This is a genomic window from Microbacterium lemovicicum (assembly GCF_003991875.1).
GTDB lineage: Bacteria > Actinomycetota > Actinomycetes > Actinomycetales > Microbacteriaceae > Microbacterium > Microbacterium lemovicicum.
This window is the reverse complement of sequence record NZ_CP031423.1, coordinates 1552387-1567551: the sequence shown is the minus strand read 5'-3', so window position 1 is coordinate 1567551 and position 15165 is coordinate 1552387. Positions and strand designations below refer to the sequence as shown.

General features: G+C 69.3%; 10 protein-coding genes, 1 other RNA gene and 1 pseudogene. 7 read left to right on the top strand and 5 right to left on the bottom strand.

The window, feature by feature from the left end; genetic code table 11:
- Positions 1–53: 53 nt before the first annotated feature.
- Positions 54–2507 carry an acyltransferase family protein gene (locus tag CVS47_RS07270; protein WP_127095500.1) on the bottom strand — a complete coding sequence of 818 codons (2454 nt, stop codon included), beginning with the start codon at positions 2505–2507 and terminating at the stop codon, positions 54–56.
- A gap of 14 nt (positions 2508–2521) precedes the next feature.
- On the opposite strand from CVS47_RS07270, the pseudogene CVS47_RS07265 reads away from it, so the two are divergent.
- Both CVS47_RS07265 and rnpB read left to right on the top strand, forming a co-directional pair.
- Positions 2522–2872, top strand: a pseudogene (locus tag CVS47_RS07265) (bifunctional 3'-5' exonuclease/DNA polymerase); the annotation flags it as partial.
- Positions 2873–2913: 41 nt separating this feature from the next.
- Positions 2914–3280: RNase P RNA component class A (rnpB, locus tag CVS47_RS07260), an RNA gene on the top strand.
- A 59-nt stretch (positions 3281–3339) separates the two neighbouring features.
- Here the strand turns inward: rnpB and ppgK are convergent.
- Positions 3340–4140 carry a polyphosphate--glucose phosphotransferase gene (gene ppgK, locus CVS47_RS07255; protein ID WP_127095499.1) on the bottom strand — a complete coding sequence of 267 codons (801 nt, stop codon included), beginning with the start codon at positions 4138–4140 and terminating at the stop codon, positions 3340–3342.
- Between the two features lie 77 nt (positions 4141–4217).
- Between ppgK and CVS47_RS07250 the strand changes: the two genes are divergently transcribed.
- The 3 genes from CVS47_RS07250 (at position 4218) to CVS47_RS07240 (ending at position 8855) form a co-directional block, all read left to right on the top strand.
- Positions 4218–4406, top strand: coding sequence for an SPOR domain-containing protein (locus CVS47_RS07250; RefSeq protein WP_378790797.1), 189 nt, complete (start codon positions 4218–4220; stop codon positions 4404–4406).
- A gap of 98 nt (positions 4407–4504) precedes the next feature.
- Entirely contained in the window at positions 4505–5842 is a 1338-nt protein-coding gene (locus CVS47_RS07245) for a glutamine synthetase family protein (RefSeq protein ID WP_127095498.1), read from the top strand.
- Positions 5843–5858: 16 nt separating this feature from the next.
- A complete protein-coding gene (locus CVS47_RS07240; RefSeq protein ID WP_127095497.1) occupies positions 5859–8855 on the top strand; it encodes a bifunctional [glutamine synthetase] adenylyltransferase/[glutamine synthetase]-adenylyl-L-tyrosine phosphorylase in 2997 nt (998 codons plus the stop codon).
- Positions 8856–9031: 176 nt separating this feature from the next.
- Here the strand turns inward: CVS47_RS07240 and glnA are convergent, their stop codons facing one another.
- Positions 9032–10456, bottom strand: coding sequence for a type I glutamate--ammonia ligase (gene glnA, locus CVS47_RS07235; RefSeq protein WP_127095496.1), 1425 nt, complete (start codon positions 10454–10456; stop codon positions 9032–9034).
- A 127-nt stretch (positions 10457–10583) separates the two neighbouring features.
- Between glnA and CVS47_RS07230 the strand changes: the two genes are divergently transcribed.
- Complete coding sequence (locus CVS47_RS07230) at positions 10584–11018, top strand: RDD family protein (RefSeq protein ID WP_241240310.1); 435 nt, start codon at positions 10584–10586, stop codon at positions 11016–11018.
- A gap of 3 nt (positions 11019–11021) precedes the next feature.
- On the opposite strand, the gene CVS47_RS07225 is transcribed toward CVS47_RS07230, so the two are convergent.
- Positions 11022–11732 (bottom strand): DUF4191 domain-containing protein, encoded by a 711-nt coding sequence (locus tag CVS47_RS07225; protein WP_127095495.1) that lies wholly within the window; start codon positions 11730–11732, stop codon positions 11022–11024.
- 128 nt (positions 11733–11860) lie between these two features.
- Here CVS47_RS07225 and CVS47_RS07220 point away from each other — a divergent pair, with 128 nt between their 5' ends.
- A complete protein-coding gene (locus CVS47_RS07220; protein WP_127095494.1) occupies positions 11861–13264 on the top strand; it encodes a hypothetical protein in 1404 nt (467 codons plus the stop codon).
- Between the two features lie 16 nt (positions 13265–13280).
- Here CVS47_RS07220 and sucB read toward each other — a convergent pair whose 3' ends face one another.
- On the bottom strand, positions 13281–15095 hold the full coding sequence (gene sucB / locus CVS47_RS07215) for a 2-oxoglutarate dehydrogenase, E2 component, dihydrolipoamide succinyltransferase (protein ID WP_127095493.1): 1815 nt from the start codon (positions 15093–15095) through the stop codon (positions 13281–13283).
- Positions 15096–15165: the final 70 nt, after the last annotated feature.

Below are 15165 nucleotides of genomic sequence, written 5' to 3'. Positions count from 1 at the left end.
AGATGTGACGACAACGGCGTCTGAAGCGCCCGCGACGCGGTGAAATGTCGTAGCTACGTCAGACGTTTGCTCGCAACCGAGTCGGCGGCAACCGGGTACCGCCATTTGCGCGGCAGATCCCATAGGCCCGGTACGCGACGGCTCACCCGATGGATGCCAAGGCTCACAAGTATGCCCGCGGCCGTCAGAGCCGGCACCCATACCGCACTGAATGGTTCAGCGGTGGCCCGGATCTGGGCGAGTACAGCCACTCCACCCAGGACGACGTAGAAGTGCAGGACATATACAGGCAAAGTGTTCTTGCCGAGCAGGGACACCCAGCGCAGCCGCTGCGCTCGCCCGATGAGGACAGACAGACCGATGCCGGCCGCCACTCCCGCCACACCGAGAACGAGACGAGTACCCGGCATTGCAAGCAGGTCGAGACGCAGGGCGACGGCGAGTAGCACGCCGTAACCGACCATGACCGCGACGGCTGCCCACCAACGGATGCCGGGAGCCGTATGACGGATCCTCGGACCGAAATGAACGGCCAAGAGGAAGAAGAAGAAGTAAGTCAGCGTCTTCTCCCACGGTGAGTTGCCCCAATCGATGATCGCTGATCCCACGATGACGGAAATCGCTCCCGCCAAGACCAGCTGAACCCACATCGGTAGGGGCCGGATCACCCGGGCTGCGACGAAGTACAGGGCCAGGGCATATAGGAACCAGAGACTCTCGTTCGGCAGCACCAGCGCTCGGAGCCACAGCAGAATCGGCGACATCGTCTGACCGTCGGTGTCGCGGTAGACCGGCAGGAATTGGAAGACGACCGCCCATACCGCGGACCAGAGAAGGTAGAGCCAGACGAGTTTGGCGGACCTCCGACGGAAAACCTCAAGTAACGGGGCTCGAAGCAGGTTCTGCGCGAAGAGCCCCGCTGTGAAGAAGAAGAGCGGCATCCGGAACGTGTCGAGTGGGCCGCTGAGCTTGGCCCAGAATCCGGCAAGGCCGATGTCTGTCAGGAAGATGACCGCATGGAAGAGGACCACGAGAGTGATGGCTATGCCCTTGGCCACATCAACCCACTCGAGGCGTCCTGTGGCCGGAGCCAGCGCCGACGACGTCATCGCGGTGCCTCCGTCCCCTTCAGACGCCTGCGCACCATGATGGCGTTGGGGATCATCTGACAGAGAACGACCCCGATGACCGAGCCGATGAGAGGGCCTGGGGCGCCGAGGAGGGGGGTGAGCAGCAGTGTCAGTCCGAGATTGATGGGTAGCAGGAGCAGGACGCAGTACGCCTGGAAACGAAGGCCTTTGGCATCCGTCAGGAAGGCTCCGAACGGATACTTCGCCGCCTGGACCGTGACATAGATAACGAACATCACCAGAATGGGCCAGCCGAGCGAGATGACTCCCCCCGACGATCTCAGCGAGCCAGCCGGAGAGCAGCATCATCACTGAGGCGGCGACCAAGCCGAATCCGGCGAAAGCCGCTGACATGGCGAAGGGCGACACGGGGCTCCGCTGCCCTGTCTGGCGCGCGCGTGCGAACACCGGCCACAAGGACATGCCGGCCGCGGCAACCGCTCCGTACAACGGCATGAACATCTGGGCAGCGAGACTGTATTCGGTCAGCGCCTGGAGCGTGCTGAGGTGGCTCAGAACGAGTCGATCGGACGCCATCGCGAGAGGCAGAGCGACCATCATGACGAGTTGCGGCCACGCGGTGTCGAATACTCGCGCTCCGCGCACGCCAGGAGTGACAGCCTCGCGCATCGCACGACCCACGGCGGGTCTGATCTTCCGCGCAGCAATGATCAGGACCACGATGCCGATCAGGAACGTCGCCAGGTAGGAGACGACGGCGATGTAGCCTCCACTACCCCCGGTGCTGATGACGGTCCAGAGCACGAGGAGCACGATGGGCGTCTGCAGAACCTGGAGGAGGATGACCGTGCTGTTCAAGCCGAGTGCGATCATGATGCGCTGACCGAAGGATGTCAGCACCGAGAACCCGAAGACGACAAGACACAGCGTCGCCGCGAGTCCACCGGTTGATGGAGTCAGTCCCTCGCCGAGAAGGGCCGGCCACGCACCGAGAGCGTAGATTGCCACCGCGACGAGGATGATGACGATCGCCGAGGAGGCGAGGACGCGGATGCAGGCGACGAGCACGGAGCGCAGGTGCGCATCCGTTCTCGGATTCTTCGCGCCTGCGGCTGCATTCATGATGGCGGCGCCGACACCGAGATCAGCGAAAGGGATGAGAGCGCCGACGCTAACGAGGAGTATGTACTGCGCGTACGTTGCCTCGCCGTAATTCTCTATGAGGAGTCGCGTGACGATGATTCCCAGGAAAGCGCTGATCGGCATGACAGCGAAACGCGCGGCAGCACTGGCGCCGACAGACCTCAGAACGCCGTTTCGCGTACCCAGTCGTTTCGTCTGGCCCGCATCGGTGGCGACGTCCTCTTCGACGGTGAGCGTTGCGGACGTCGGGTCGGCCACCTCTTCCACCACCACGGTCGCCGGCGAACCGGGAGAGTCCCTCTTCACGACGGCGGTTCACCCGCAACTTCGTCGTTCAGGGCACGGCGGCCGAGTGGGCGCTCGCGTGGATGGCCGACCTCCGCGGCCGGCTGTGGGCGATCGATCCGGTGGACGAGTCGGATGCCGCGTCCCGCTCCGGTGTCGTCTTCTCGCGTCGCCCGCACCTGGCGTTCTTCCTGCACGACGAGGTCATCGTGCACGCTCCCGCGGCCCGCGCGGAGGAGGCGGCCGCCGCGGTGCAGGGGGCCGCGGCGGCCGCTGCCCGTCTGCTCTTCGGAGACTTCCCGCTGGATTTCCCCCTGGATCTGCGCATCACCGACAGCGCGGACAAGGCCTGACACGGAGCCGTCGTGCCGCGCCGGTAGACTTCACGGGCGAATGGGTCGGCTGGACGGTCGCGTCGCTGCGGTTCGCCGCAGCGCCGAGGAACGTCCGGGCTCCACAGGGCAGGGCGGTGGGTAACACCCACCCGGAGTGATCCGCGAGACAGTGCCACAGAGAACAGACCGCCACGGCTTCGGCCGCGGTAAGGGTGAAACGGCGGTGTAAGAGACCACCGGGGTCGTGGCGACACGGCCCGCAAGGTAAACCTCGCCCGGAGCAAGGCCAGACAGAGGATGCTGACGCGGCTCGCCGAGTCCTCGGGTAGGCCGCTGGAGCGGCACGGCAACGTGTCGCCGAGAGAGATGACCGTCCACGGGGCTCACGCCCCCGGACAGAACCCGGCGTACAGGCCGGCCCATTCGCCCTCTCGCACGGCTGGACCGTGCCCGCTCATGCCGCGCCGGCCTCTGAGGGCGCTCGCTCAGGCCGTGCGCGCCGGGAGCGCCTCGCGGATCGGAGCGGCCAGCGCGGCCGCGCCGATGATGCCGGCGTTGTTGCGGTGCACCGCCGGGACGATCGGCGTGTGGAGGTCAAGCAGGGGCAGGAACTCGTCGGCGTGCTTGGACACGCCGCCGCCCACGATGAACAGGTCGGGGCTGAAGAGGAACTCCAGGTAGCTGTAGTACCACTGCAGGCGCTTGGCCCACTTCGGGAAGTCGAGCTTCTCACGCTCCATGGCCGAGTAGGCGGCGTAGTGCTCCGCGTCGTGCTTGTGCTCCGCGCGCTGCACGTGGCCGAGCTCGGTGTTCGGGATGAGCACGCCGTCATACAGCAGTGCCGAGCCGATGCCCGTGCCGAGGGTGGTGAGCAGGATGAGGCCGTCCTTGCCGCGCGCGGCGCCGTAGCGCACCTCGGCGATGCCGGCGACGTCGGCGTCGTTGGCGAAGTGGATCTCGCGGCCCAGGCCGTCCTCGAAGAACTTCTCCGCTTCGAACCCGATCCACTTGTCCGAGACGTTCGCGGCGGACAGCGTGCGGCCGTTCTTCACGATCGCGGGGAAGGCGACCCCCAGCGGGGTCGCGGAGTCCTCCACCTCGAGCCGGGCGAAGACCTCCTTGACCGCCTTCAGCACGTCCGGCGGCTCCGCACCGGTCGGCGTGGCCACCTTGACGCGGTCCGTCAGCAGCGTCCCCTCGTCGAGGTCCACCAGCGCACCCTTGATCCCGGTGCCGCCGATGTCGATGCCCACTGCCGTCTTCTTCGCGGCCGTCTCTGTTGCCATGCTCACACCCTATCCAGGCTCATCGACCCGATCACTAGGATCGGTAGCGCCCCGCGGGGCCGACACAGCGAGGAGTCATGGTGACGAGCGACAGCGAGAAGTACTGGTACAACTTCACCACCAAGGCGGTGGAGCGCGGCTACGAGTCGCCCGCCATCGACCGCGCCGGCCCGTTCGACACGGCCGAGGAGGCCGCCGGTGCTCCCGCGCTGCTCGCCGAGCGCTCACGGCAGTGGGCCGAGGATGAGGCGCGCGAGGACGACTGACCTCACGCCATGACGGCGCCGCACCGCGGCGCGGACACGGATGCCACGTCGACGGAAGATAGTCTGGCGGAGGCGTGACCGGCTTCGGAAGGGACTCGATGGACAAGCAGCGGGACTTCGTTCTTCGCACGATCGAGGAGCGCGGCGTCAAGTTCGTCCGCCTGTGGTTCACCGATGTGATCGGCACCCTCAAGTCGGTCGCGATCGCGCCCGCCGAGGTCGAGGGCGCGTTCGCCGAGGGCCTCGGATTCGACGGGTCGGCGATCGAGGGGCTGACTCGCTCGTTCGAGTCCGACCTGCTCGCCCACCCCGACCCGACGACGTTCCAGACCCTGCCGTGGCGCGGCGAGATCGACCCCACCGCGCGCATGTTCTGCGACATCACGACGCCCGACGGCCAGCCCGCCGTGGCCGACCCGCGGCACGTCCTCAAGCGCACGCTGGCCAAGGCCGCCGACGCCGGCTTCACGTTCTACACGCACCCCGAGATCGAGTTCTACCTGCTGAAGTCCTCCACCTACGGCCAGGACGGCCCGGTGCCGGTGGACTCCGCGGGCTACTTCGACAACGTGCCCGGAGGCACTGCGCACGACTTCCGGCGCCGGTCGGTCCGGATGCTGGAAGACCTCGGCATCTCGGTCGAGTTCAGCCACCACGAGGGCGGCCCCGGTCAGAACGAGATCGACCTGCGGTACGCAGACGCCCTCGCGACGGCCGACAACATCATGACGTTCCGCACGGTGATCAAAGAGGTCGCCATCGAGCAGGGCGTCTACGCGACATTCATGCCGAAGCCCCTCAGCGGCAAGCCCGGCAGCGGCATGCACACCCACATGTCGCTCTTCGAGGGCGACACGAACGCGTTCTACGAAGAGGGCGCGCAGTACCAGCTCTCGCGTGTCGGACGACAGTTCATCGCCGGACTGCTGCGCCACGCCAACGAGATCGCCGCGGTGACGAACCAGTTCGTCAACTCCTACAAGCGCCTCTGGGGCGGTGACGAGGCGCCCAGCTTCATCTGCTGGGGGCACAACAACCGCTCGGCCCTCGTGCGCGTCCCGCTCTACAAGCCGAACAAGGGCCAGTCCTCGCGCGTCGAGTACCGCGCCCTCGACTCCGCCGCGAACCCGTACCTGGCCTACGCGCTCATGCTGGCCGCCGGCCTCAAGGGGATCGAGGAGGGTTACGAGCTCCCGCCCGAGGCCGAGGACAACGTCTGGTCGCTCACCGACTCGGAGCGCCGCGCCCTGGGCTACGCCCCGCTGCCGGCGAGCCTCGACCACGCTCTCGAGTACATGCAGGAGTCGGAGCTCGTCGCCGAGACGCTCGGCGAGCAGGTCTTCAACTACGTGCTGCTGAACAAGCGCAAGGAGTGGCAGGAGTACCGCTCCCAGGTCACGCCCTTCGAGCTGAAGAGCAACCTCGAGATGCTCTGAGCGGATCGTCCGCATCGTGGCCGGTATCGAGCGCTCCTCCGCACTGACGGACCTCGCCCGACGCGGCTTCAGCGATCTCGGTGAGGCCGAAGCGCTGCTCACCGAGCTGGAGGAGCTCCTCGGCCTGCCCCGCGACGAGCTCGTCGCCGACGCCGCCACGGCGGCCGATCCGGATGCCGCGCTCACGGCGATCGCCCGCGTCGCACGCCGTCGCGCCGAACCGGTCCGCGTCACGCTGCACGAGCCGCAGGGACGACGGGTAGTCTGGGCGCTCCTCGGGGCCTCGCAGGGCTTCGCGGACTTCTACCTGCGGCATCCCGAGGAGCTCCGCGACCTCATCCACGCGGGTGGGTCCCTGCCGGGCGACGACGAGCTGCGCGACGCGCTGACCGAGGCCGTGCACGTGACGGACGGGTTCGCCGCCGACGGGGGAGAGGCCGCCTGGGTCGCGCTCCGGGTCGGCTACCGGCGGATGCTGGCGCGCATCGCGGCCTTCGACCTGCTGCACCCCTCGCCGGTGGACGTCGTCCCGCTGGTGTCGATGAGACTCGCGGATGCCGCGGGTGCCGCCCTCGACGCGTCGCTGGCGGTGGCGCGCACCCGCGTCTCCGGCGGAGCGACCGGCGCCGGTCTGTTCCCCCGCGAGGAGGTCGCGGCGGTGCGCCTGGCCATCATCGGCATGGGGAAGGCCGGCGCCCGGGAGCTCAACTACGTCAGCGATGTCGACGTCATCTTCGTCTCCGAGGTGGCGGACGGGACCGACATCACCGAGAGCCGCGGCATCGACATCGCGACGCGGCTCGCGGTGCAGACGATGCGCGGTGTCTCCGGCGCCGAGATCGAGCCGCCGCTGTGGGAGGTCGACGCGAATCTGCGTCCGGAGGGCAAGCAGGGCGCGCTCGTGCGCACGCTGGGCTCGCACCTGTCGTACTACGACCGGTGGGCCAAGAGCTGGGAGTTCCAGGCACTCCTCAAGGCCCGTCCGCTCGCCGGCGACCTCGCCCTGGGGGAGCAGTACGTCGCGGCCGTCCAACCCAAGGTATGGACGAGCGGCGCGCGCGAGAACTTCGTCGACAACGTCCAGCGCATGCGCGAACGCGTCACCGACAACATCCCGGCCCGCGACGTGCCGTTCCAGCTGAAACTCGGACCCGGCGGCATCCGCGACATCGAATTCACCGTGCAGCTGCTGCAGCTGGTGCACGGGCTGAGCGACGAGGGCATCCGCGCGCGCGGCACCCTGGTCGCCCTCGACGCGCTCGTGGCCGAGGGCTACATCGGTCGAGCGGATGCCGCGGCCTTCTCCCGCGACTACCGCGTGCTGCGCCTGCTCGAGCACCGCCTGCAGCTGCGCGGCCTGTCGCGCACCCACCTCATGCCCGAGAAGCCGGAGGACCTCCGCACGCTGGCGCGGTCATCGGGGCTCGCCGAGAGCGGCCCGGCGGTCTGGGAGCTGTGGGAGTCGGTCAAGCGCGAGGTCCGCGACATCCACGTCCGCCTCTTCTACCGTCCGCTGCTGTCGGCCGTCGCCGCCCTCCCTGAGGACGGGCGGGTGCTCTCCACCGCCCAGGCGCACGACCGTCTCGCCGCCATCGGCTTCGCCGACCCCGTCGGCGCCCTCCGCCACATCGCCGCCCTCACCACCGGCCTGAGCCGGAAGTCCACGATCCAGCGGCATCTCATGCCGGTCATGATCCGGTGGTTCGCCGACGGTGTCGACCCCGACTACGGCCTGCTGGCGTTCCGTCGGATCAGCGAGCGACTGGGCAGCACGCCGTGGTTCCTCCGGATGCTGCGCGACTCGTCCGCGGCGGCGGAGAGCCTGACGCGGGTGCTGTCAGGCTCTCGGTACATCGGCGAGCTGATGGAGTGGATCCCGGAGTCGGTCGCCTGGCTCGACTCCGACGAGTCGCTCCAGCCGCGCTCGGGACTGGCCCTGCAGGCGGAGGCGCGGGCCATCCAATCCCGCCACACCGATCTCGACGACGCGATGAAGTCGGTGCGCGCGCTGCGACGCCGCGAGCTGCTGCGCACGGCGATGTCGGGCATCGTGGGCGTCGTCACCATCGAGCAGGTCGCCGAGGCGCTGACGACGATCACCGATGTCACGATCCAGGCCACGCTGCGGGCGGTCTGGCGCGACATCGTCCCGCCGGAGGACGCGGCGATGGACTTCGCCGTCATCGCGATGGGCCGCTTCGGGGGGCGCGAGCTCGGCTTCGGCTCCGACGCCGACATCCTGTACGTCTACCGCGCCAACGGCGTCGACGCGCAGCGCGCGGCCGAGCTGTCACTGAAGGTCGTCGCCGGTCTGCGGCGGCTGTCGGAGGACCACCGCGTGCCGCTCGACCTCGACGCCGATCTGCGCCCCGAAGGCCGCAACGGGCCGCTGGCGCGCTCGCTCGACGCCTACGCGGAGTATTACCGCCGCTGGTCGCTGTCGTGGGAGGCGCAGGCGCTGCTGCGGGCGCGCGGCGTCGCAGGCAGCGTCAAGCTGATCACCGCGTTCCTCGAGCTCGCCGACGACGTGCGCTATCCGGCATCCGTCGACCAGCAGGGCCTTCGGGAGATCAAGCGCATCAAGGCCCGGGTCGAGAGCGAGCGGCTCCCGCAGGGCGCCGATCCGGCCCGTCACCTCAAGCTCGGGCCGGGGTCGCTCAGCGATGTGGAGTGGCTCGTTCAGCTGATCCAGCTGCAGCACGGGCACGACGTGCCGGGCCTGCGCACCACCTCGACCATTCAGGCGCTCCGCGCGGCGCAGGAGGCCGGCATCGTCTCGGCCGACGCGGCGGACCGGCTGCAGGAGGCGTGGCGGCTGTCGAGCCGGCTTCGCTCGGCGAACACGCTCCTGTCGGGTCAGACGAGCGATGTGCTGCCGGTGGACCGCCGGCGCCTGGACGGCATCGGCCGTCTTCTCGGTTACGAACCGCGCTCGGCCACGCAGGTCGAGGAGGACTATTTCGCCGCCTCGCGCCGCGCCCGGCGCGTGTTCGAGAAGCTCTTCTACGGCTGAGCGGGCCGCGACGCGACAGGTCCCGCTGTCCCTCTCTCGCGAGACGTCGCAACACGCCGTGCCGTTGCGCGCGTGCGCGGCGTGTTGCGACGTTTCGCGAGGGCCGGGCGGGACGCGGCAGGGCACTCACGACGAAGGGCCCCGGCATGACGCCGGGGCCCTTCGCGGTGCGTGTGTCAGACGCCGAAGTAGAGCTCGTACTCGAACGGGTGAGGACGGGCGTTGATCGGCTGGATCTCGTTCTCGATCTTGTACTCGATCCACGTCTCGATGAGCTCGGGCGTGAAGACGTTGCCGCGGGTCAGGAACTCCTGGTCGGCGCGCAGCGCTTCGAGCGAGTCGAGCAGCGAGTTCGGAACCTGCGGGATGTTCTTCGCCTCCTCGGGGGGAAGCTCGTACAGGTCCTTGTCGACCGGCTCGTGCGGCTCGATGCGGTTCAGGATGCCGTCCAGGCCCGCCATCATCTGCGCGGCGAAGGCGAGGTACGGGTTGCCGGAGGCGTCGGGCGCGCGGAACTCGATGCGCTTGGCCTTCGGGTTCGAGCCCGTGATCGGGATGCGGATGGCAGCCGAGCGGTTGCCGGCCGAGTAGACCAGGTTGACCGGAGCCTCGTAGCCCTTGACCAGACGCTTGTAGGAGTTGATCGTCGGGTTGGTGAACGCCAGCACCGCGGGGGCATGGGCGAGCAGGCCGCCGATGTACCAGCGGGCGATGTCGGAGAGTCCGCCGTAGCCCTTCTCGTCGTAGAAGAGGGGCTTGCCGTCGAGCCACAGCGACTGGTGCGTGTGCATTCCGGAGCCGTTGTCGCCGAAGAGCGGCTTGGGCATGAAGGTCGCGACCTTGCCCCACTGCTCGGCGGTGTTCTTGACGATGTACTTGAACTTCAGGATGTCGTCCGCCGAGTGCACCATGGTGTCGAAGCGGTAGTTGATCTCCTGCTGACCGCCGGTGCCCACCTCGTGGTGCGAGCGCTCGAGCACGAAGCCGGCCTCGATCAGCTTGAGGGTGATGTCGTCGCGGAGGTCGGCCGTCTTGTCGACCGGGCTGACCGGGAAGTATCCGCCCTTGTAGGGCGTCTTGTTGGCGAGGTTGCCGCCCTCTTCCACACGGCCGGTGTTCCAGGCGCCTTCCTCGGAGTCGACGGAGTAGAAGCTGGAGTTCTGCTTCACCTCGTAGCGGACGTCGTCGAAGATGTAGAACTCCGCCTCGGGGGCGAAGAACGCGGTGTCGGCGATGCCGGTGGAGGCGAGGTACTTCTCCGCCTTCTTGGCGACCTGACGCGGGTCCTTGTGGTAGATCTCGCCGTTGCGCGGGTTGTAGATGTCGAAGATCATGATCAGCGTCTTCGCCTCGCGGAACTGGTCGAGGTACGCCGTGGTGACGTCCGGGATCAGCTGCATGTCCGACTCGTGGATGTTGGCGAAGCCCCGGATGGAGGAGCCGTCGAACAGCTGGCCGACGGTGAAGAACTCCTCGTCGACCGTCGAGGCGGGGATGTTGAAGTGCTGCTGGACGCCAGGAAGATCCGTGAACCGGATGTCGAGGAACTTGACGTCCTCGTCCTTGATGAACTTCAGCACCTCGGATGAATCACTGAACATGGAGACTCCAGAGGTAGGGCATCGGGTCGTCCGCAGTGCGGACGTGCTCGACGCTATCGAGAGGGCGTGTCCCGGCAGTATCCCCCATGTTTCGAGCGTGTTACGCGTCGCCCGTTACGCTGGGAGTGTGTCCGAAACGCTTGCAGATTCATCGTATCCAGGCGAGCGCCTCGGACTTCCCCCGACCGGATCGGGGAGCATCGCCCACCTCGGCCGGCGCATCGGCGCCCTCGCCGTGGACTGGGTCTCGGCGACGGTCATCGCGACAGCCTTCCTCGGCTACCGCTCGTTCGCTCTGCCCGACGAGTCGGGCCTGACGACGTTCGCGCCCATGGCGGTGTTCATCGTCCTGCAGGCGATCTTCATCCCGACCATCGGCGGGAGCCCCGGCCACCGCATCTTCGGACTGCGGCTCATGCGCGTGGACCGCGAGTGGACCGGCCTCTGGCGGCCCATCGTGCGCTCGCTGCTGCTCGCCATCGTCATCCCGGCCGTCATCTGGGACACCGACCGTCGCGGCCTGCACGACAAGGCCGTCGGGACGGTGCTGGTGCGCGCCTGAGCGCTACCGCGGACGCGGCGCGCGGGCGCGGGTCGGGTCAATCCCCTTCGGGATCGGCAGCGATGCCAGCGACTGCGAGACGGACTCGACGCGCTTGATGACCGCAGCCATGGTGCCGCGGTCGATCGCGTTCGGAAGCGCCTTGATCGTCGAGGGGAGCTTGCCGATCGGCACCTCGTCGTCGCCGTGGCCGACGTAGAGGACGGTCACGGGGACGCCCTGCGCGACGCGCTGCACCTTCGAGCGCTCCTCGTTGACGAGTCGCGTGAGCCGTCCGCGCGCGCCCTCGCCGACGATGACGACGCCGCCGCGGCCGATGGCGCGGTAGACGGCTTCCTGCGTCTTGGGGTTGATGCCCACGGGCATGTCACCGGACTGCCACTTGCGTCCGAGCGACGTGGACAGCACGTGGCCGGCTGCGCCCGGCATCCCGTCGATCTTCTTGTACATCGCCGTGCTCGAAAGCCGGGTCATCGTCATCAGCGCCGCGAGGATGCCGAGCATCAGGCCCGTGACACCCCACAGGATGACGCTCCAGACGGCGACCGGCGGCAGGAGGAACCCGATGAGCACGCCCAGTCCGATGCCGACGAGGAGGATGCCCACCAGCACATAGGGCAGCCAGGGGTACGCCTCTTTCGTGAAGCGGAAGAGGGTGCGGAGCTGGGAGAAGAATCCAGGGCGCTTCTCGGGCGCGGCGGTGCGTGCTGCCATGGATCCAGGATACCGTTCCGCGCTCCTCGGCTCCCGCCCCTCCTCCCCAGCGTGCGGCGGGCCCGGCGATCCCGCTGATCACGGTCCTCAGTCGTCGTCGCTTCGCCCCCGACCACGACGATCGGAGGGTGACGATCGACCTTCTCCCGCCCGCACCGCGTCTTCTCCGCGGCTACCGCGTCATGCGGGCCGTGGCGCCGCCCGAGGCGCCGTGGCCCGGTCTGCTCGTGCACACGCCGCAGGGTGAGGCGCATGTGCTCGTCGACGCGGACGTGCTCGAAGAGGAGTGGGCGGGATGGGATGCCGCGGCCTCCGGTCACCTGCTGTCGCCCTGCGACATCGTTCGTCGAGCCGACGGACACGATGTCGCCCTGCCGCACTGCGTCGAGCGTGCCGACGCGTTCCTCGTCCGTCGGCGCGGCGCCGACGCGCCGCTGTCGGACGGTGAGTGCCTCACGTGCGCAGTGAGCCTGCTGCGCGGCGCGGCGGAGTGCGCGGCGGCGGGGATTCCCGAGCCGCACGGCACCTGGTGGCTGACGGATGCCGGGCGACCGGTGCTCGCGACCGGTGCGACCGAGGCGGGCAGGTCGACGGCGGAACTGCTCGCGGAGCTCGGCGACCATGCGCACGGTGCTCTGCGTCACGCGATCCTCGACGTCCGGGACGCACTCGACGACCGGCGCGCGCTGATGCGCGACGTCGATCGGCTGGAGGCGTCGCTCTTCGCGGTCGGCGAGCCGGCGCCGCTCGCGACCACGATGCTGACCCCGCAGCGGGCGCGGACGGCGGGCGTGCCGGATGTCCCGGAGGCAGCCGGGCCGGAGCGCCGGGCGCGATGGGCCGACCTCATCGCGGCGCACGTGGACGGCGACATCGCCGACGCCGCGTCGCAGGCCGTGACATCGGTGTGGCGGCGACTCCGGCGCCCGACACGGAGCAGGCGAGCTCCGTGGGTGCTGGCGGCCGGAATCGTGGTGGTCGTCGTCGGTGCGGGGCTCATGTGGCCGGGCGGCGGGGTCGATCCCGCCGGGGGATCACCGGTCGCGGCCGATGCCGCGGAAGGCAGCGCAGGGGAGGGCGGGGTGCCGGGCGGCAGCACGGAGGCCGTGCCGACCGATGCTGCGGCGCCGATCCCGTCACCGGGACCGCCGCCGGAGCCCGCGCCCGCGCCCGCACCCGCGCCCGACCCGGGCGCTCAGCCTCCCGTGGCGGCCCCGTCGACGCCGGGCGGCACGGGCGGAGGATGGGTGGACGCCGCCGAAGCGCTGCTCGCGGCGCGCACCGCCTGCGCGGGCGAGGCGGGGTGTCTGGCGACCGTCGCCGAAGATCCCGCGCGGGTCTTCCCTGCGGGAGCGGCCGACCTGCCCGGCGGACAGCGGTCCATCACGCTTCTGGACGAGTACGGCGGGGCGGCGGTGGTGCGGGTCGACGCCACCGCGACGGGCGCGACGTCACAGCTGGTCGTGCTGGTCCTCACCGCCGGAAAAGCCCTGCTCCGCGACATCCATGACGTCGCGGAGCAGGGCGGGTGACTCAGATGCGGCCGACTCAGATACCGAGCTGGCTCTCGAACTGCGCAGCCTCGAGACGGGCCTTGACCGCGCCGAGGAAGCGGGCGGCGTCCGCGCCGTCGATGATGCGGTGGTCGTAGGACAGTGCCAGGTACACCACGGAGCGCACCGAGATCGCGTCCTTGCCGTCGACCGTCACGATGCCGGGACGCTTCACCACGACACCGGTGCCGAGGATCGCCGACTGCGGCAGGAAGACGACGGGCGTGTCGAAGAGCGCTCCGCGCGAACCGGTGTTGGTCAGCGTGAAGGTTCCGCCGGCGAGCTCGTCGGGCTTCAGCTTATTGTCGCGCGTGCGGGCGGCCAGGTCGGCGATCTCGTGGGCGATCTGCGCGATCGACTTCGAGGCCGCCTCACGCAGGACCGGCGTGAGCAGTCCGCGCTCGGTGTCGACCGCGATGGAGAGATTCTCCTTGGGCGGGTACACGATGTTCGTGCCGTCGACGGTGGCATTGATGATCGGGTACGCCTGGAGCGCCTCCGCGGCGGCGAGGGCGAAGAACGGCAGGAAGGAGAGCTTGTCGCCCGTCTTCGCCTGGAAGTCGCCCTTCGCTTTGTCGCGGTAGTTCGCCAGCTTCGTGACGTCGACCTCGATGACCGTCGTCAGCTGAGCCGTCGACTGCATCGAAGCGACGGCGCGCTCGGCGAGCACCTTGCGCAGACGCGACATCGGCTGCGTCGTGCCGCGCAGCGGCGAGACCTCAAGGGCGGCGGGCGCGGGAGCAGCGGCTTCCGGGGCTGCAGCGGGAGCGGATGCTGCGGCGGAGGCGGCCTCGGCGGCCGTGAGGACGTCTTCCTTGCGGATGCGCCCACCCACGCCCGTGCCGGTGATCGACGCGAGGTCGACGCCCTTCTGCTGGGCCAGGCGACGCACCAGCGGGGTGACGTACGTGACGGCGTCGTCGTCAGACGACGAGGCTGCCGCGGGCGCCGGTGCGGCCGCCGGCGCTACGGCCGGAGCCGGTGCGGGCGCGGCGGCAGGTGCAGGAGCTGCGGCAGGTGCCGGCGCGGCGGCCGGAGCCGGTGCAGGAGCCGCGGCGGGTGCCGGCGCGTGAGCTGCGGGAGCCGGAGCGGCGGGCTGCTCTGCGGCGGCGGGCTGCTCGGTCGACGGAGCCTCAGGAGCCGCCGCAGCGGGAGCGGCGGCCGCCCCCTCGCCGATGCGGGCGAGGACCGCGCCGACCTCGACGGTCTCGTCCTCGTTCACCAGGATCGCCTGGAGCGTGCCGGCGACGGGCGACGGGATCTCGGTGTCGACCTTGTCGGTCGAGATCTCCAGGAGCGGCTCGTCGACCTCGATGGTGTCGCCGACCTGCTTGAGCCAGCGCGTGACGGTGCCCTCGGTGACGCTCTCGCCGAGCTCCGGGAGCACGACATCGGTGCCGGCGGAAGAGCCGGAGTCCGCCGCCGGAGCAGCCGCAGCGGCGGGGGCCTGCTCAGCCGGGGTGGGAGCCGCGGGAGCCTCCTCGGCAGGGGCGGCAGGTGCTTCCTCAGCGGGTGCCGCCTCGGCGGGCGCCTCGGCGGAGTCGGCTGCGGGCGCGTCGCCCGACGAACCGGAGCCGTCGCCGATCATCGCCAGGACGGCGCCGACCTCGACGGTCTCGTCCTCCTCGACCATGATCTGCTCGAGGACGCCGCTCACGGGCGAGGGGATCTCGGTGTCGACCTTGTCGGTCGAGATCTCGAGCAGCCCTTCGTCCTCCTGGACGGTGTCGCCGACCTTCTTGAGCCAGCGGGTGACCGTTCCCTCGGTGACGCTCTCGCCGAGCGCGGGGAGGACCACAGAAGTGCTCATGACGATGTCTCCTTCATAATGCCGATGTCTTGTCCAGCTTAGTGACGCGCGCCTCGTGGGCGGGACGCCA